The organism is Pseudovibrio sp. Ad13, assembly GCF_001623225.1.
GTDB lineage: Bacteria > Pseudomonadota > Alphaproteobacteria > Rhizobiales > Stappiaceae > Pseudovibrio.
The window spans coordinates 628694-647681 of record NZ_LMCC01000013.1; the positions used below are offsets into that span (position 1 = coordinate 628694).

Genomic DNA, 18988 nt, shown 5'->3' on the forward strand with positions numbered 1-18988 from the left:
GTCACCCTTGTATTTTACGGAGGATTCGAATGGCTGCCCACGGCTCAAAAAAAGTGATTTTCGCCGCCCTTGCTGGCAACACACTCATTTCAATCACCAAATTTGCTGCCGCAGCCTATACCGGGTCTGCCGCAATGCTGTCCGAAGGCATTCACTCGCTCGTTGACACAGGGAACCAGGGCCTCCTGCTGCTTGGCATGAAGCGCGCTGAAAAACCTGCAGATGAAAAACACCCGTTCGGATATGGCTCAGAAATTTACTTCTGGGCATTTGTCGTCGCCATCATGATTTTCGCGGTCGGCGCAGGTATTTCGCTCTACGAAGGCATTCAGAAAATCCTCAATCCTCACCCGATTGAATCTGCCCTGATCGCTTATATCGTTCTTGGACTCGCAATCATTTTTGAAGGCTGGGCCTGGATGGTCGCCTACAAAGAGTTCAAAAAAACCAAAGGCAAACGCCCTTTCCTTGCCGCCGTACGCGACAGCAAAGACCCAACAGTTTTCACAGTGCTTTTCGAAGATACAGCCGCAATGCTCGGCCTGCTCGTAGCACTTGTCGGCATCTACGGAGCTCAAGCTTTTGGCATCGCATGGCTGGATGGAGCAGCATCTGTCGTAATTGGCCTAATCCTCGCAGGCACGGCCTTTGTTCTGGCACTGGAAACCAAAGGCCTCCTCATCGGCGAAAGCGCTTCTGACGAACTTGTTGCCTCCGTCCGCGAAATTCTACAGGCACCAGCAGCCGTAAAAGGCGTGAATGAAATTCGCACCCTGCACCTGGGCCCAAATGACGTCCTTCTCGCAGCCTCGCTGGATTTCGAAGACGCTCTGACAGCAGGCGCAGTTGAAGAAGTCATCTTCTCACTGGAAGACACGATCAAACGGGCACAACCATTGATCGGACGCGTATTCCTTGAGGTTCAGGCTGCACGCGATCATCAGATTCTTGAGGGCGAGTAATTTGTCCGCCTAGTGACTCACAAATTAGACCCTTAAGAAGCTTACATACTAAGAATTTTGGAGCAGACAATGACCATACTTGTAACAGGCGGCTGCGGATATATTGGAAGCCACATGACGTGGTGTCTTCACGACGCAGGAGAGGATTTTGTCGTCATAGACAATCTGTCCACGGGCTTCGATTGGGCCATCCCGCAGAGCACCAAGCTTTACGAAGGCGAAATCACAGACCTTGATCTGCTCCAGACAATCTTCCGCAACCACGACATCTCTGCGGTCATTCACTTCGCGGGCTCAATTATCGTCCCAGAATCCGTCTCTAACCCATTGAAATATTATGAGAATAACACAGCAGCCTCACGCGCATTAATTGAAGCCTGTGTGAAGAGTGGCATCAAGCATTTCATCTTCTCATCAACCGCAGCGGTTTATGGTGATCCAGAAGTTATTCCAGTTTCTGAAGACACCCCTCTAACCCCCTTAAGCCCTTACGGCACCTCAAAGTTGATGACAGAACTTATGCTGCGCGATACGGCCGCCGCCCACGAGTTCAAATACACGGCTCTACGCTATTTTAATGTGGCAGGCGCTGATCCGGAAGGTCGCACTGGCCAGTCCACCAAGAATGCGACACATCTGATCAAAGTGGCCTGCGAAGCTGCCCTCGGTAAGCGTACCCATCTCGGCATTTTTGGCGATGATTTCGACACACCAGATGGGACTGGAGTGCGCGATTACATCCACGTTTCCGACCTCGCAAGCGCACATTACCTCGCCCTAAAACGCCTGCGCGATGGCGGAGATAGCATTATCATGAACGCAGGCTACGGTGACGGCTACTCAGTCCTTCAGGTCATCGACGCTGTGAAAGCCGTATCAGACGTTAATTTTGAGGTGAAAAAAGAGCCGCGCCGTGCTGGCGACTCTCCAAAAGTTGTCGCAGACAACTTCAGAATCATGAGCAATCTGGAATGGAAGCCTCGCTTTGATGATCTGCCAACAATCGTAAAGCATGCGCTGGATTGGGAGAAAAAGCTCCAATTCAAAAACAGTCTTTAGACGCTATTGCGCCGGCTGACTCCTCAGTCGGCACACTTTTCTGCGAAGCACTAAACGCTTCATCTATGGGATACGGATAACACGATCTCCGGGCTGAATACCCAATTCAGCCGCGCGCCCAGCCACCACCTCTAAAACATATTGAGCAGGCAAACCGGAAGGGATAATCTCTTCCGAGTACGGCACTGTGTTCGCAGCAATACTTTTAACTTTATAATCAGACCCGATGAAAATGATATCGAGCGAAGTCGGCGTATTCTTCATCCAAAAGTACTGAAGACCCGACTGCGGGAAAATGAACAGCATCCCCTGATCAGCTGTCAGATCCGTTCGGCCCATCAAGCCTTGAGCCCTGTCATCAGGCGTTTCAGCGACCTGAACTTGGAACTCATGCGTTCCATTGACACTACGCACTTCAAGAATTTCAGTTCTCATACCCGCAGCAACCGTCGATGTCATACCCAGCAAAACAAAAATGAAAGCAATTCGAAGAACCGTCATATAGCCCTAAACCTCGTTTTCTTTAGCTTTGAGCCAAAGAAAAACCCTTGGCAAGTCACCAAGGGCTTAAAACTAGCAAATCTCAGGAATGTGATCTGAAAATGGTAAGACTCTCGTCAGTGCGATGCCGGAATGTGAGTACCACTCCCGACAGGCCGAACTTCCGCAGCCATCTTGCCTTTCGGCCCATCACCAAAGCGCACCTGCACCTTTTGCCCAGGCCGCAACTCAGTAATACCGAAACGACGTAGCGTTTCCATATGAATGAAGATATCTTCCGTGCCTTCGCCGCGCGTCAGGAAACCAAAGCCCTTGACCCGGTTAAACCATTTTACTTCCGCGTCGATAAAGCTACCCTCTGGCGTCACCTGCACGTGCGTCCGAGACGGTGGCAGCTGAGAAGGATGAACCGCATAACTCTCATCCATGGAAAGAATGCGCATCGCCTGCAATCCGCGCGGACGATTAAGCACCTCGCAAACAACACGCGCGCCTTCATACGCCGTCTGATAGCCGTCCCTGCGCAAGCATGTAACATGCAACAAGACGTCAGGCAGATCGTCTTCCGGCTCTACAAAACCATAGCCTTTACCAATATCAAACCACTTGATTGTTCCTGCCACTTGAAGAACATCTAAGGCTGTATCGTCAACCAGGTCCTCGACAGAGCCTAACTGAGGCGCCGTTTTTACCACCATGATGAATGCCCCGAAATTTGCCGCATCTGAAATGTAACGCTCGATCAAAACCGAACACCACTTGATTCCACAAAAAGAATATCATTACGCCCGACGGCAAAAAGGTAAAAAATTAACAAAGAGCTAAATGATCCCCCATTGATTTGGTTAGTGTTGTCCTATCAACACCATTTACCTGAAGTTTGGAGGGGGTATAGCTAACACTACTGAAGATTTTATCCCATGAATCCCCGCGTTACTTTCAAAGTCTCCGCTTGTCATCAGATACACACTATTGCGGAGCATACCTTGCATATTCAGAATTCAGAAATACTAGGCACCCTTCCCTCCTAGCTTTTTTCGCGCTAGCTTCGGCCAACTTCAACCTCTGCTGGTTCCCACTTCATAGAGCCAATCCCATAAAAGAAAGAGTTCGACATGCGTTATCTACACACCATGGTCCGCGTTAAAGATCTTGATGAATCCCTAAAGTTTTATTGCAGTATCTTTGGGCTGGAAGAAGTTCGCCGTCACGAAAGCGAAGCTGGCCGCTTCACGCTTGTCTTCCTGGCTGCGCCTGAAGACAAAGAAAGCTTCAGCGCATCTTCCGCACCAGCACTCGAGCTAACATACAACTGGGATCCGGAAGAGTACGCCGGAGGTCGCAACTTCGGCCACCTCGCTTATGAAGTCGACAATATCTATGAGACCTGCGAAAAGCTTCAAGCCTCTGGGATCACAATCAACCGACCACCACGCGACGGCCGTATGGCATTCATTGTTTCTCCAGATGGAATTTCCATTGAGCTTTTGCAAAAAGGTGAAAGCCTTGAACCAGCTGAGCCATGGCTCTCCATGGGCAACACCGGCAGCTGGTAATTTCAGCACAAGTATTTCAGCGCCTCAATTTCAATTGAGGCGCTGAAATCTAACAATAATTAAGAAAAGAATAGACCAAATCCATATTTGTGGATTGTTTGAATTATAAAATTTTAAGCACTAGACAATATCCTACTGAAAACTTATAAGCCTCCTCACAGCGCGCCACATTGCGCAAATGCTGTAGTGTGCGCCCATCGTCTAGCGGTTAGGACGCCGCCCTTTCACGGCGGAAACAGGGGTTCGATTCCCCTTGGGCGTACCAATTCTCTCCTTTAATTTATTTGTTTTGCTAGCATCGCATCTTTATGCGCTGTTTCTCTATTATTTTGAGAGCAAGCACTGACGACACATCTCTGCAAACAAGCTCTCCAATCCCCATAGCTGCAACCAATCCATTTAAGCCCGAGTAAAGTCGCAAGGTAAGACCCTTACCCGCATCACCCTCTGATCAGGACCTCACGCCGGAACACAAAAAAGCCCGGTAGTGAACCTGCGCTCACTCCGGGCCATCTTGAATTACATGCTTGGCTTAGAACGGAATTTCGTCGTCCATTCCACCGCCGAAGCCGCCAGATGGTGCTTGGCCACCACCGCCGCCACCGCCGAAGCCGCCGCCCTGATTGCTGGAGCCACCACCACCAAAGCCACCGCCCTGGTCGTATCCGCCGCCACCGCCGCCGCTGCCGCCGAAGCCTCCGGACTGGCCACCCTGGCCGCCTGCACCACCGCCTTCGCCGCGACCATCAAGCATAGTCAGCGTAGAGTTGAAGCCCTGCAGAACAATCTCGGTGGAGTATTTATCCTGGCCGCTCTGGTCCTGCCATTTGCGAGTTTGCAACTGACCTTCGATGTAAACCTTGGAGCCTTTGCGCAGGAATTGCTCGGCAACCTTTGCAAGACCTTCATTAAACACAACAACACGGTGCCATTCGGTCCGCTCACGGCGCTCGCCGCTGTTACGGTCACGCCAGCTCTCCGAAGTAGCGATACGCAAGTTGACGATCGGACGACCGTCCTGCGTACGGCGAATTTCCGGATCTGCGCCCAAATTTCCAACCAAAATGACTTTATTGACGCTACCGGCCATTGAATTACTCCTAAGTCTGAACCCACCCAAAGTTTAAGCGAGTTAAGTTGGCAAGTAACCTATGCTCCGCGCTCTACAATTCAAACAGACTTTCTCAAACCCGCGGTGGTTGTCCACATTTCCTAGGCTTTCAGTCGGAATATCAGGCGCCCGCAAGCAAGGCTCTCTGCTCGTTCTATTTTTGTTCCGATACAATGCCTTGCAAAACTGCCAAGTTCAACTCTCAATTTTTCTAAAAGACAAATTTACGAGAGCAAACTCAAAAAGGCTTGCTCCTTAAAATTGTTCCGTTTATGTTCCACCTGATTTCCAGCGCTCATTCTCCTGCATTTTGAGGATCGCGCCCAGACCTGTTTTGCTTTTTATATGCGAACTCGGTATCCGTGATAAAGGACAGTTCCATGGCGAAGTCGCCAACACATGACACACAAAATACTCCCGCGCGCGCAGACCTTATGAAGCAGATCACTGTACGTGGCGCTCGCGAACATAACTTGAAGAATGTGGACCTGGATCTTCCACGAGACAGCCTGATCGTCATGACAGGCCTGTCCGGCTCAGGCAAATCCTCTCTTGCCTTCGATACGATTTACGCTGAAGGGCAGCGCCGCTACGTTGAAAGCCTGAGCGCTTACGCCCGCCAGTTCCTTGAAATGATGCAGAAACCGGACGTAGATCAGATCGACGGCCTGTCACCTGCAATCTCCATTGAACAGAAAACAACCTCCAAAAACCCACGTTCCACAGTCGGCACAGTCACAGAAATCTATGACTACATGCGCCTTCTGTTCGCGCGCGTAGGCATTCCATACTCTCCGGCAACGGGCCTTCCAATTGAAAGTCAGACCGTCTCCCAAATGGTAGACCGTATTCTGACATTAGAAGAAGGAACCCGCCTTTACCTGCTGGCACCAATCGTGCGTGGCCGCAAAGGTGAGTATAGAAAAGAACTCGCTGAGCTCATGAAAAAGGGCTTCCAGCGCGTAAAAGTTGACGGCGAGTATTATGAAATCGCCGATGCGCCCGCTCTGGATAAGAAGTTCAAACACGATATTGATGTCGTTGTTGACCGTATCGTTGTGCGCGAAGATATGGCTGGCCGCCTGGCAGATTCTCTGGAAACCGCACTAGAGCTGGCTGAAGGCCTCGCTACTGTTGAGTTTGCAGATCAGCAGGATGAAAAAGGCAAAGCAAAGCAGCTCATTTTCTCTGAAAAGTTCGCTTGCCCGGTCTCCGGCTTCACCATCCCGGAGATTGAACCGCGTCTGTTCTCGTTCAACAACCCGTTTGGCGCATGCCCGACTTGCGATGGTCTCGGCACAAAACTGGCGTTTGAAGCCGAACTCGTTGTACCGGACCAAACCCTGTCCCTTCGAGGCGGCGCGATCCTGCCATGGTCAAAAACCGGCTCAACCTCTCCTTATTACACGCAAACACTGGAAGCATTGGCCAAGCATCATAAGCAGCCAATGACCAAAGCCTGGAAAGACCTTCCGGAAGACTTCCGCAATGCGGTGCTATTCGGAACCGGCAACACAAAAGTGCAGTTTGTTTATGATGACGGCACCCGCTCTTACAAAACCGAAAAGCCATTCGAAGGCGTTGTCGGCAACATCGAGCGGCGCTGGCGTGAAACAGATTCTCAGATGGTGCGCGATGAGCTCTCACGCTACCAATCCGACCATGCTTGCGATGCTTGTAAAGGCTACCGCCTCAAGCCTGAGGCTCTTTGCGTCAAAATAGCAGATCGCCATATAGGCGAGATCACAGCCCTTTCCATCAAAACCGCACATGACTGGTTCTCCAGCATTGATGAAAAGCTCTCCGATAAACAAAACGAAATCGCATATCGCATCCTCAAGGAAATCCGTGAGCGCTTGAAGTTCCTCAACGATGTTGGTCTGGAATACCTTTCCATGGACCGCTCTTCCGGAACCTTGTCTGGTGGTGAGAGCCAACGTATTCGCCTGGCCTCCCAGATCGGTTCCGGCCTGACCGGTGTGCTTTACGTTCTGGATGAACCATCAATCGGCCTGCATCAGCGCGACAATGCCCGCCTTCTGGAAACCCTGAAACACCTGCGCAACCTGGGCAACACAGTCATTGTGGTAGAACACGACGAAGATGCCGTCCTCACCGCGGATTACGTGGTAGATGTGGGTCCGGGCGCAGGCATCCACGGCGGACAGGTTGTTGCCAAAGGCACTCCAGATGAAGTGATGGCCAATCCGGCCTCCCTCACCGGCAAGTATCTTTCCGGCAAAATGAGCATTCCGCAACCAGATGAGCCGCGCAAGATTGACAAGAACCGTCAGATCAAGGTGTTCGGCGCACGCGGCAACAACCTCAAAGACGTGAATGCAACCATCCCGCTTGGCACATTTACCTGCGTAACCGGCGTATCTGGTGGCGGCAAATCCACATTCCTGATCGATACTGTCTACAAGGCAACCGCTCGTCGCCTCAATGGCGCACGCGACAACCCTGCTCCGCATGACCGGATTGAAGGCCTGGAGCGTCTGGACAAAGTCATCGACATTGATCAGTCCCCTATTGGCAGAACGCCGCGTTCCAACCCGGCAACCTACACAGGCGCCTTCACTCCAATCCGGGAGTGGTTTGCAGGCATGCCGGAAGCGAAAACGCGCGGCTACGCGCCAGGCCGCTTCTCCTTCAACGTAAAAGGCGGACGCTGCGAAGCCTGTCAGGGTGACGGTGTTATCAAGATCGAGATGCACTTCCTACCTGATGTGTATGTCACCTGTGATGTTTGTAAGGGCAAGCGCTACAATCGCGAGACACTGGAAGTTCAGTTCAAGGGCAAATCCATTGCAGATGTACTGGACATGACCGTTGAAGAAGCAGCAAGCTTCTTCTCTGCCGTGCCATCCATCCGCGACAAAATGGAAACCCTCGCCCGTGTGGGCCTCGGCTACATCAAGGTCGGCCAGCAGGCGACCACATTGTCCGGCGGTGAAGCACAACGTGTGAAACTGGCAAAGGAACTTTCCAAACGCTCAACTGGCCGTACGCTCTATATTCTGGACGAACCAACAACCGGTCTCCATTTCCACGATGTCGCCAAGCTGCTCGATGTCCTTCATGAGCTGGTCGATCAGGGCAACACAGTCCTCGTGATCGAACACAATCTGGAAGTGATCAGAACCGCAGACTGGATCCTTGACCTTGGCCCTGAAGGCGGGGACGGCGGCGGAACCATCGTCGCAACCGGCCGCCCAGAGGATGTGGCAGAGGTACCAGAGAGCTATACGGGACACTTCCTCAAGGAATTGTTTGAAAGGCGAAGCGCCAACAAGCTGGACGCCGCAGAATAAAAACCAAATGACCGGGCTCTGTCCCGGTCATTTTTTTGCAAAGACCACCACCCCAACAGTCTCTTTCCGCGAAAACAACACAAAATACCAACTGGCGCCGAGCCTCTGCAAACCCCACCCAAAGCCGGCGACACATTGAGATATGATTAAGTTTTCAGCACCAACTGCCTAAAAACAGCACTCCCAGCCCTTCAGGTATGCAGATTTGTGCCGCAAATCACAAAATTACCGCACTGCACAATCGTTAATTTTAGCATTTATGTCGTTTTGAAGAATGGTAGCGCCATCATTTGCCATAATGCCATGCATTTTTTGCATATCGGACATGCGAAATGATGTGATGCACAATTGGAAAGTCTTTTGTATAAACCAACTCAAGGCCGCTGAGGAACTCCTCCCAATTAAACCTCGGCAGCCTAACATACAATCCTCAGGCAGCACCTCCTCCCAAGCTGCTTGATGGTTCTAAACAGAGATTTCCTCCCAGTTCTCTGTTTACTAGCTTCGCCCGTCGTTCCTCCCATCGACGGGCGTTAGCTGTTTTAAGGGCCTATTTTCCTCAAAACTGCCTATCGTCCTCAGTAAAGCAATCACACAAAAGAAAAGCGCACCAGCCTCGCTGATACGCTCTCCAAATCATCACTGCTTTACGCACATCACTGCGCAACTCTCATCACCAGATCACCTGCCTGATGGGTTTTCCAAATCAGCGCTGGTCATATTCAGCCACTTAGTCATATGCAGAATATCCGGCGGCTTGCCATTACTCAGGCGCCAGCTGTCTACCACCCATGGAATTTCAGTCGTTGTATCCACCACAACAGCTGAAGCATGCGGATACTTACCATCAAGGAAGAAACCACGAGAGGCAGGCCGCGCCGCACGGTGGTATTTGAGCCAACCCTGAGAACCCGCATAAACCAGCAGGCTTGTCGTGTTGGTCGCCTCGTCAATGCAATCCATCTGCCCTTTAACGTTGCCATTACCCATATCCAGCCCACCAATATCATTGGATGACCCAACCACAGGCCCAACACGATTTTCTTGCCACTGCACCGCTTTGGAAATTGCAGCGCGTTCTGCCTCAGGGCTTCGATGCCCTCGCTTCAAAATCGTGCGTAATCGCTGTTTGTCTTTCTGGCTAAACGTCACAGCCGTGCGATATTCGCAGCCGAAACCATGACAGATGTACAGTGTGTCACCTTTGTTTTCGATGCCACCCATCTGAGTATACCAGGTACTTGGCTTTCTATTAATTTGACTCATGCACGCAGTTAGCCCAATTGCGCCAACTGCAATCACGAAGGCCTGAGAAATTTTCTTCAGTTTCTTATTTGAAAAATACATGTGTTTTTGTGAATCACTTTGCACAACCATGGAAGATTGATGGCCTAAATGATTGAACTGAGCAAGTTCAGAGGCTAAGCAATTCGCAAGCAATAAACACTTAGGCTTCATCAGACGCTTTGGCGCAACAGAAGCCCAGTCGATTGGATAGGAAATGACGAAGCAGCCCATACACGTGGTTGGCGGCGGCCTGGCAGGCTCCGAAGCAGCATGGCAGATCGCAGAAAAAGGCCTGAAGGTCGTTCTGCACGAAATGCGCCCGACACGTGAGACCGATGCACACAAAACAGATGGCCTTGCAGAACTGGTGTGCTCCAACTCATTCCGTTCTGACGATGCTGAAAACAATGCCGTTGGCCTGCTTCATGCTGAGCTGCGTGCCGCTGGCTCCCTGATCATGAGATGCGCAGATGCCAACAAAGTGCCTGCTGGCGGCGCACTGGCCGTGGACCGCGATGGATTTTCCCAAGCTGTACAAGCCGCGCTGGAAGGCCACGAGAACGTAGAGATCCTCCGCGAAGAAGTGACTGAAATTCCATCAGCAGAAAGCGGTCAGTTTATTCTTGCAACCGGCCCGCTCACATCTCCAGCTCTTTCCGAGCAGATCCTGCAAGCAACCGGCGAAGACTCCCTCGCCTTTTTTGATGCGATTGCACCGATCATCCACACTGAATCCATCAATATGGACAAGGCATGGTTTCAGTCTCGCTACGACAAAGTCGGCCCGGGCGGGACAGGTAAAGATTACATCAACTGCCCAATGGATAAAGAGCAATACGAAGCCTTTATCGATGCACTGATCGGCGGCGAAAAGACCTCTTTTAAGGAATGGGAAGAAAACACGCCTTACTTTGATGGCTGCCTTCCAATTGAAGTGATGGCAGAACGTGGCCGCGAAACTCTGCGCCACGGCCCAATGAAACCAATGGGCCTGACCAATGCCCATCAGCCAGACATCAAGGCCTACGCTGTGGTGCAGCTGCGTCAGGACAATGCCCTTGGCACGCTTTACAACATGGTTGGTTTTCAGACCAAACTGAAGTACGGCGCTCAGGCAGAAATTCTTCGCATGATCCCGGGTCTGGAAGAAGCTCAGTTTGCCCGCCTCGGCGGCCTGCATCGCAACACCTTCCTCAATTCACCGCGTCTTCTCGATGATCAAATGCGCCTCAAAGCTCTGCCACACGTGCGTTTCGCAGGTCAGATCACCGGCTGTGAAGGTTATGTGGAATCCACCGCTGTTGGATGTTTGACAGGTCTGTTTGCAGCTCATCAGGCACTTGGAACCGACATCGCACCTCCGCCAGTCACAACTGCATGCGGTGCAATCGTCAACCATATCACGGGTGGTCACATCGATCGCGAAGATGGCTCCGGCCCGCGTTCCTTCCAGCCAATGAACATCAACTTCGGCCTCCTGCCTCCCCTGGACGAAATGCCGAAGCATCCGGAAGGCAAGCGCCTGCGCGGGAAAGAAAAGACCCGCCTTAAAAAGCAGGTTATGGCCAAGCGTGGTCTGGATGACTTTAAAGCATGGGTCGCGAACGTCTAACGCGCATGCAGCATGCTATTAGAGACAGGAAAGGCCGGAAACTCCGGCCTTTTTCTATTTCCGCGAAAGTTTGGTGAGGCGACGAGATGTCCGCCACATATGCCAGACACGGCGCATATGCGGCGCCCCACCGCAAACCTGCAGCGGCTCAAAACTGTCTTTGTCTGCCTCGTTGAAAAACAACTCCACCTGAAACACAGGCAAGAACGCTGGCAGCACTGACGGATCAATCCCTTCCAACGCACTCTCACAATCATCGAGATGCTTTTTGCTCAGCTCCACCATTTCTTCAAAAGCCGCCCAGACAGCATCATTTGAACGGTTCCCTCGCAAGGCATTGGCATCCACACCGTGTCGTTCCATCACATCTTTGGGAAGGAACTGCTGGTGCCGCGAGGCCTGCCACGCGAGCGTCTGCATCAAGCCAGAGAGAGCATAAGCCACCCCTCCATGCCCACTGGCATCAGAAAGCTGGCGATCAGCTGGTTTTCCGCTCAATATCATAGAGGCCAGCAAAACCACTGTAGAGCTGGTCTCCCCGCAATACCCCTCCAGATCATTGATGGTTGGCATTGGATCGGAATAAAGGTCAAACCGGCGCGCAGAAATCAGGTTGAGGAACGGCTCTCTTGGTAGCTTATGATGCTCAATCGTCTCAATGATCGCCTGCGCAACCGGGTTGTGCATCACATCGCCATGATCAGTTCCACTCAGCGCATCATGCCACCATTGCAGGCGAATTTCTCCGGGCATCGGCTCATTGACCAGTTCTCGGATACGCGCAATCTCACAGGCAAAGGCGTAAAGGGCAATCAAACTCGGACGCGCAATGATCGGAGCATACAATGTGCTCAGGTAACGCTCGTAGGAGAAGCGTTTTACGAAATCATTACAGTGGTCATAGGCCTGGCTCATAGCTGGGTTCCACGCTTCTTTTAAACGTCTTCAACTGCAATAAACACGGCTGCCACAGCTCGGTCTTCACCAAGAAGCACATTGTATGTGCGCACAGCAGCACCAGTGGACATGCTATCGACCATGATGCCCTTCTCACGAAACGGCCCCTTACGAGACTCCGGAAATGGCTTCAGCTCGTCACCAGCACCAATCAACAGCACTTCAATATCGTCAGACTCTGCAAGGATTTGCGCCAGTGCCTCATCCGTAACTTCATCAAAGCTGGTTGGCGCCCAACCATAAACACCAGATGGCACACACATCAGCGATCCACGATGAGACATATCGGCAAATCGAAAGCCGCCATTTCCGTAGGCGTCGATTTGAACCATGCTTGGATAATGCGCATCCCGCACTTCCAAAGGCTCTCCACGTTTTCCCATAGTGTCCTCCAATGGCTATTTTCGCCCAGTGTACGCGCAAATTGATAGCCTCTGTTTAATTACACGCGAAAGAATGTCCAATAGAAAATGGGGCTGACCACAATTGTAGTCAGCCCCATCTAAAACATTAGCTGTTTCCGCTAGTTAAGCAGATTTTGCAGGAGATGTTTCATCGTCTTTCTTGTCAAACACGCTGGTGCGAAGCTTCATGAGCATCAGCAACGGAGAGGCAAGGAAGATAGAAGAGTAAGTCCCGATCACGATACCGAAGATCATCGCCAGCACGAAGGACTGGATCACTTCACCGCCCAGGAAGTACAATGCAAACAGCGCGAGCAAAGTGGTCACGGATGTCATTGTTGTACGGGACAGGGTCTCGTTGATGGACTTATCAAGCAGCTCTTCCAGAGAAAGACGCTTGTAACGACGCAGGTTCTCACGAATACGGTCATAAACAACCACCGTATCGTTGAGTGAGTAACCGATAATCGTCAGCACCGCCGCAATACTGGACAGCGTAAAGTCCAGCTGCAACACCGCAAACAATCCAACCGTCAGCAGGATATCATTGAAGGTGGTGATGATCGCGCCAACTGCGAACTGCCATTCAAAGCGGAACCAGATGTAAAACATGATCATCAGCAAGGCAGACCCGACCGCCAGCGTTCCTGCATAAGCAAGCTCACCGGAGACTCGAGGTCCAACCACTTCAGTTCTGCGGAATTCATATCCATCGGTAAAGGCACCACGGACACTCTCAACCACATCCTGCTGAGCGCTTTCACCTTCACCCTGAGATTCAATGCGGATCAGAACTTCGGTAGGACTACCGAACTCCTGCACCTGCACATCACCCAGATCAAGACCACCAAGGGTCCGGCGAATTTCAGAAAGGTTCGCAGGACCGCTTGTGGACTGCAGCTCGATCAGCGTCCCGCCCTTAAAATCGATGCCGTAATTCAGGCCGATTGTCAGGAACAGCACAATGGAAAGAACTGCCGTAATTCCAGAAAACGGAAAACTCAACACCCGCCAATGCATAAAGCGGAAGTTGGTCTGCTCCGGAACAAGTCTAAGAAGTTTCATAGGGTCATGCTCCGAGTTAGATTGGCAGTTTGGATGGACGCTTACGCTTCACCCATACAGAGATGAGGAAACGAGAGATAGTAAACGCAGAGAACACTGTGGTGAAGATCCCGATCATCAGCGTTACGGCGAACCCTTTAACAGGACCGGAACCGATGAAGAACAGGATCACAGCCACAATCAGCGTTGTGATGTTTGCATCCAAAATGGTGCCAAGCGCACGCTTAAAGCCCGCATCAATCGAACCAATAGCGGAACGACCAGCGCGTGCCTCTTCACGAATGCGCTCATAAATCAGCACGTTGGCATCAACCGCCATACCAATTGTCAAAACAACACCCGCAATACCCGGAAGGGTCAGCGTTGCCTGAAGCGTGGTGAGCACACCAAAGATCAGGAACACGTTGGAAGCGAGCGCAAGGTTCGCGATGATCCCGAACTGGCCGTAAGCCAGCAGCATGAAGATCACCACCGCTGCCGCTGCAACGATGGAAGCAACTTTACCGCTATCAATGGAATCCTGACCAAGGCCCGGACCAACTGAACGCTCTTCAACCACATCCAGACGCGCAGGAAGCGCACCAGCACGCAGCAGAACAGCAAGGTCATTCGCACCATCAACAGTGAAGCTGCCGGAAATCTGACCAGAACCACCTGTAATTGGCTGGCGGATAACCGGAGCGGTGATCACTTCGTCATCCAGCACAATCGCGAAGGGACGACCAACATTTGCGCGGGTCACATCCGCAAAGACGCGGGCACCGGCAGTGTTGAAGCGGAAGTTCACAACAGGCTCGTTTGTCTGCTGGTCAAACGCAACAGAAGCATCCTGCAGCTCTTCACCCGTCAGCAACGGGTTTTCATCCAACAGGTATGGCTGGCCATCAGAACCCTCAACAACCATCGTGCCTGCTGGCGGACGGCCTTGAAGTGCCTGTGACGCACTCATTTCCTGACTAACAAGATGGAACGTTAGCTGCGCGGTTGCACCAATGATATCCTTCAGACGCTGAGGGTTGGATTCACCCGGCGCTTCAACAAGGATTCGGTCAGTGCCCTGACGCTGAATGGAAGGCTCAGTCGTGCCGAGTTCATCAACACGGCGACGGATAACCTCAATGGACTGCCTCACAACGGAAGCGAGGCGCATGTCCAGACCTTCCTCGGAGAAAGCCATGCGGAACAGGCCGTCACCTTGAGGTTCAAGAACAAATTCGTTAACCGCTGCACCACCGAAAACGCCGGAGTTAAGCGGGTTTACCAGTTCTACAAGGCGCTGTTCAGCCTCATCGAAGCGTGCATTATCACGAATACGAACCTGAACGCCGTCTCCCTGAATACCCAGACCGGTGTAGCCGATACGTGGGTTCTCGCGCAGGGCCCGGCGGATATTTCCAACCAGCTGACGGAACTGTTTTTCTTTGTAATCTTCCTTATCAACCTCATAGAGCAGATAAGCACCGCCCTGAAGGTCAAGACCGAGAACAATCTGGCGCTTAGGCATAAAATCCGGCCAGGATTGAACGGTACTTGCCGGGAAGAAGTTCGGCAATGTTGTAAAGATACCGCCCAGCACCACGACGATAATCAGGGCGATTTTCCAACGCGCGAAATGAAGCATGAGTATATGCCCGGTCCTAGAATAGGCAGACCGCTCTCACTGCGGCGATTGCCGAAACAGGAAAGCGGTCTGAAACTACAGGTATCAAGGCGCGATTATTCGCCGTCCTTAACAGGTTCACCTTTGGAGCGAACTTCCTGGATCATGGCACGAGCAATACGCACACGCGTACCTTCAGCAATGTCCACCTGCAGTTCAGCATCATCAACGATCTTAGCAACTTTACCAATCAGACCACCAGAGGTCACAACGGTGTCGCCGCGACGCAGATTGCTCACCATTTCCTGATGAGATTTCATTTTCTGGCGCTGAGGGCGAATGATCAGGAACCACATGATCACGAAGATCAGGACGAACGGCACAATAGACATTACAACGTCTGGCACGCCGCCTGCGGCCTGTGCATAGGCAGGGGTAATAAACATTAGTTTCTCCTTACCACAAATTCCCGAGGAACCTGATGGCGATAATTAAACAATTGGCGAGGTAAACCCCTCCAAAATTGACCTTGGCCCGAAAGAACAAGGATTTTGCGCTGGACTATACAGTCCACTCCAACCTTTTCAAGGCATTGACATGCTAACTGGGACTTTCCCCAAGAGTATTGGACATGATACAGCTGTAAATAGGGATACTTGGCCGCAGATCAAATAGCAGAACCGCCGCTGAGACAATTTTTCACCTAGTGCATTATGCGTAAAGCCTATGCCAGCGCACCTGAGTTAATCACGTAGATACACATGACAACTAAAGAAAATACCTCTGAAGTCGCCCTTCTTACATCCAAGCTGGACGAGATTGTCGCCCTGTTGGCCAGCTCCCTTCCCAAGCCTCCGGTTACTGTCAATTTCGACGAAGCCGATGCCTTTGTATTCCACCCTTCCCCGTTTGAGCTTGCACCTGTACCCAAAGTCAATCGGGTTGATATTAGCCTGCTCAAAGGCGTCGATCACTCCAAGAAAATGCTGATGGAGAATACAAATAGGTTCGCAGAAGGTTTTCCGGCCAATAACGTGCTGTTGTGGGGCGCCAGAGGTATGGGCAAGTCGTCTTTGGTGAAATCTGCTCATGCAGCGATCAATGCAGCACACACAGGCTCTTCAGACATCCGCAAGCTTGTTCTCATCGAGATTCACCGCGAAGACATCGAAGCCCTCCCCACGCTGATGAACGAGCTGTGCGGCAAGCCTTACAACTTCATCATCTTTTGCGACGACCTCTCCTTTGATGGCGACGACACCAGCTACAAGAGCCTGAAAGCAGCTCTGGACGGCGGTATTGAAGGTCGACCAGCAAATGTCCTGTTTTACGCCACATCCAACCGCAGACACCTTCTGCCGCGCGATATGATGGAGAACGAGCGGTCAACCGCGATCCATGCAAGCGAAGCGGTGGAAGAGAAGGTTTCACTTTCTGATCGATTCGGCCTTTGGATCGGCTTCCACAAATGCTCTCAGGATGAGTATCTGGATATGATCTACGGCTACACAGAGCATTTTGGCTTAAAGGTCGAGCAGGAGCAGCTCCGCGCACAGGCGCTGGAATGGTCCACCACGCGCGGCGCGCGTTCTGGTCGTGTCGCATGGCAATTTATTCAGGATCTGGCAGGCCGCCTCAGCCAAACGCTGTCCTGACAAGCAAAAGCGCTCATAAAAAAGCACGCCGCGTGAAGGTCATCAACGCGGCGTGCTCTACCTATGAAAAGAGTTCCAAGAAGAACCCTCCCCCTTTTTATTAGGAACGCGGTAGATGGTTCATAGGATCTACCGGCTTGTTATCCTTACGCAGCTCAAAATGCAGCTGAGGCTGTGTCACGGACCCGGTAGCACCAGCCATGGCAATTGTCTGACCACGGCGTACAGCATCACCACGACGCACCTTCAGCTCTTTGTTGTGCGCATAAGCTGAAACCCAGCCATTATCATGGCGGATCAGCACCAGATTTCCAAAGCCTTTCAGCTCATTACCGGCGTAAACGATGGTTCCGTCTTCCGCAGCTTTAATGTCCGTCCCTGATGGAACAGCCAGATTAATGCCGTCGTTTTTAGACCCACCCGGCTTCACGCCAAAGTCAGAGATAATCCGCCCACGCACCGGCCAGCGGAACGTCGCTTCATCTGCCACAGCAACCTTTGGAGCCTTCGCTGTCGCAACTGGCTGCACAGGCGCTGGCTTGGAAACTTCTGTCGGCTGCAAGCGGACAACATCCGTCTCAGCTTCAGAGATAACCGGAACAATCGGTTTTTGCGGCTTCTGAACACTTGCGGTGTGAACTGGGGTCGGTGCAAGAGAATTGGCAAGCGTGCGCTGTGTCGCAACCGGAGCGGTCACGCGTTGCTGGCTCAACCCTGCCAAAGCGATTCTCTTTGGCTTCGGCACAGCTTGTGTCGCTGTAACACTGGCAACTGAGGCCGGACGCTGTGCAACAGAAGCCCTAGGCTTGCTCTTTGGCACAGCTGAAACGCGCAGAGGAGCAACGCTGCGCGCTGCCTGCCCCGTAACAGGCAAACCGTAAGATGGCTGCGCAGTCGCAGACTGCGGAGCAACAATCGGTGTCAAAGACTGACTGCGATAGGTCGTTGGCTGTTGCTGTGCACGATAGACCTGAGAAGGTGCAGACTGCTGAATTGGCTGAAGCGAAGACGCAGGCACAGCTGCTGCTGGTGCACGCCTTTGCACCGGATAAGCTGCTGGAGGCGCATCACTGTAAACAGGACGCGATCGTTCTCCCACATTGCCCGGAGGAAGCAACGCAGCCGCAATCTTGGTCGCAAACACATCACGAGACTGCCTGGAAGCAGAGCCATTGGCATTCAAAGGCGCAACATACTGCGAAGGAATGGAGGCTGTCGTCTGAGGCTGCTGGCTATTGGACGGCAACACACGAGCGCTGGCTTTCGGCAAGCGGTTCGGTTTACGAACCATCTTCACCGGAATAACAACGGAATCACCTGGCTGCAGCGCAGAACTCACAGTCACGCGATTGGCATGAAGAATTTCGTTCGCCGGCACACGGTATTGCCAGGCAAGACTATCAACATTCTCGTTGGCTTTCAGCGTGACAACGCGGCCACCAACAGCTGTCCACCCAAGCGTGCCATCATTCGGCGCTTTGGCAAGTGCTGCAGGAACCCGAGCGCTCGCGCGCGTGCGCTGGCTCACCGCAACAGGCTGTTTAGAAAATGTCGGCTGCCATGTCTGCTGCGGATACCCGCGCGATTGCGCAGATCCGGTCACAATAGGAGCATTACTTGATGTTGGCGCAGGCAACAAGACACCGCGCTGAACAACAGATTTCGTGCTTGATGATGGAAGTCCGGGCGTCACCACAACGGCAGTTCGAGCCGGAGACGTTGGTTCATCAACATATTCAGACTTGCCAAACCGGTCCACATTGCCACTACAACCAGCAAGACCTGCTGACAGCAAAAACAAGGCTACACCGCGCCGCAATCTGGCTTTCTCACGGGAATGAAACTGCATATCCGCCCTACCCAATACAAATAAAAGGCTAACTGGCGTAAGTTTACTGACAACAG

16 protein-coding genes and 1 tRNA gene are annotated in these 18988 nt (G+C 52.1%); 7 read left to right on the top strand and 10 right to left on the bottom strand.

All coding sequences use genetic code 11. The features are described from left to right. Positions 1–29 precede the first annotated feature (29 nt). Together PsAD13_RS16595 and galE are read left to right on the top strand one after the other, a co-directional pair. Positions 30–962 carry a cation diffusion facilitator family transporter gene (locus PsAD13_RS16595; protein WP_063318870.1) on the top strand — a complete coding sequence of 311 codons (933 nt, stop codon included), beginning with the start codon at positions 30–32 and terminating at the stop codon, positions 960–962. A gap of 69 nt (positions 963–1031) precedes the next feature. Further along, positions 1032–2021, top strand: coding sequence for a UDP-glucose 4-epimerase GalE (gene galE, locus PsAD13_RS16600; protein ID WP_084404740.1), 990 nt, complete (start codon positions 1032–1034; stop codon positions 2019–2021). A gap of 63 nt (positions 2022–2084) precedes the next feature. Here galE and PsAD13_RS16605 read toward each other — a convergent pair whose 3' ends face one another. Then, a complete protein-coding gene (locus PsAD13_RS16605) occupies positions 2085–2522 on the bottom strand; it encodes a DUF192 domain-containing protein (protein ID WP_208980782.1) in 438 nt (145 codons plus the stop codon). Positions 2523–2638: 116 nt separating this feature from the next. After that, complete coding sequence (locus PsAD13_RS16610; RefSeq protein WP_057466310.1) at positions 2639–3220, bottom strand: cold-shock protein; 582 nt, start codon at positions 3218–3220, stop codon at positions 2639–2641. A 417-nt stretch (positions 3221–3637) separates the two neighbouring features. Here PsAD13_RS16610 and gloA point away from each other — a divergent pair, with 417 nt between their 5' ends. Together gloA and PsAD13_RS16620 are read left to right on the top strand one after the other, a co-directional pair. Then, positions 3638–4078 carry a lactoylglutathione lyase gene (gene gloA, locus PsAD13_RS16615; protein ID WP_063304006.1) on the top strand — a complete coding sequence of 147 codons (441 nt, stop codon included), beginning with the start codon at positions 3638–3640 and terminating at the stop codon, positions 4076–4078. A gap of 190 nt (positions 4079–4268) precedes the next feature. Further along, positions 4269–4343, top strand: a tRNA-Glu gene (locus PsAD13_RS16620). A 267-nt stretch (positions 4344–4610) separates the two neighbouring features. Here the strand turns inward: PsAD13_RS16620 and PsAD13_RS16625 are convergent. Next, positions 4611–5168, bottom strand: coding sequence for a single-stranded DNA-binding protein (locus PsAD13_RS16625; RefSeq protein ID WP_063304007.1), 558 nt, complete (start codon positions 5166–5168; stop codon positions 4611–4613). Positions 5169–5569: 401 nt separating this feature from the next. On the opposite strand from PsAD13_RS16625, the gene uvrA reads away from it, so the two are divergent. Further along, positions 5570–8503 carry an excinuclease ABC subunit UvrA gene (gene uvrA, locus PsAD13_RS16630; protein ID WP_063304008.1) on the top strand — a complete coding sequence of 978 codons (2934 nt, stop codon included), beginning with the start codon at positions 5570–5572 and terminating at the stop codon, positions 8501–8503. A 681-nt stretch (positions 8504–9184) separates the two neighbouring features. Here uvrA and PsAD13_RS16640 read toward each other — a convergent pair. Continuing rightward, the gene (locus PsAD13_RS16640; protein ID WP_063304051.1) at positions 9185–9727 is read right to left on the bottom strand and encodes a hypothetical protein; all 543 of its coding nucleotides are present in this window, start codon (positions 9725–9727) and stop codon (positions 9185–9187) included. A gap of 277 nt (positions 9728–10004) precedes the next feature. Here PsAD13_RS16640 and trmFO point away from each other — a divergent pair, with 277 nt between their 5' ends. Continuing rightward, the gene (gene trmFO / locus PsAD13_RS16645) at positions 10005–11402 is read left to right on the top strand and encodes a methylenetetrahydrofolate--tRNA-(uracil(54)-C(5))-methyltransferase (FADH(2)-oxidizing) TrmFO (RefSeq protein ID WP_084404741.1); all 1398 of its coding nucleotides are present in this window, start codon (positions 10005–10007) and stop codon (positions 11400–11402) included. A 54-nt stretch (positions 11403–11456) separates the two neighbouring features. Here the strand turns inward: trmFO and PsAD13_RS16650 are convergent, their stop codons facing one another. From PsAD13_RS16650 to yajC, 5 genes are all read right to left on the bottom strand, one after another. Continuing rightward, positions 11457–12317, bottom strand: coding sequence for a phytoene/squalene synthase family protein (locus PsAD13_RS16650; RefSeq protein WP_063290844.1), 861 nt, complete (start codon positions 12315–12317; stop codon positions 11457–11459). 20 nt (positions 12318–12337) lie between these two features. Further along, complete coding sequence (locus tag PsAD13_RS16655) at positions 12338–12742, bottom strand: Mth938-like domain-containing protein (RefSeq protein ID WP_057466261.1); 405 nt, start codon at positions 12740–12742, stop codon at positions 12338–12340. A gap of 144 nt (positions 12743–12886) precedes the next feature. Then, a complete protein-coding gene (gene secF, locus PsAD13_RS28380) occupies positions 12887–13828 on the bottom strand; it encodes a protein translocase subunit SecF (protein WP_057466260.1) in 942 nt (313 codons plus the stop codon). Positions 13829–13844: 16 nt separating this feature from the next. Continuing rightward, complete coding sequence (gene secD, locus PsAD13_RS28385) at positions 13845–15449, bottom strand: protein translocase subunit SecD (RefSeq protein ID WP_063318872.1); 1605 nt, start codon at positions 15447–15449, stop codon at positions 13845–13847. A gap of 95 nt (positions 15450–15544) precedes the next feature. Further along, positions 15545–15874, bottom strand: coding sequence for a preprotein translocase subunit YajC (gene yajC / locus PsAD13_RS16670; RefSeq protein ID WP_057466258.1), 330 nt, complete (start codon positions 15872–15874; stop codon positions 15545–15547). 315 nt (positions 15875–16189) lie between these two features. Here yajC and PsAD13_RS16675 point away from each other — a divergent pair, with 315 nt between their 5' ends. Then, on the top strand, positions 16190–17083 hold the full coding sequence (locus PsAD13_RS16675) for an ATP-binding protein (protein ID WP_063318873.1): 894 nt from the start codon (positions 16190–16192) through the stop codon (positions 17081–17083). Positions 17084–17183: 100 nt separating this feature from the next. On the opposite strand, the gene PsAD13_RS16680 is transcribed toward PsAD13_RS16675, so the two are convergent. Beyond that, positions 17184–18932, bottom strand: coding sequence for a M23 family metallopeptidase (locus PsAD13_RS16680; protein ID WP_063318874.1), 1749 nt, complete (start codon positions 18930–18932; stop codon positions 17184–17186). Between the last annotated feature and the right edge of the window lie 56 nt (positions 18933–18988).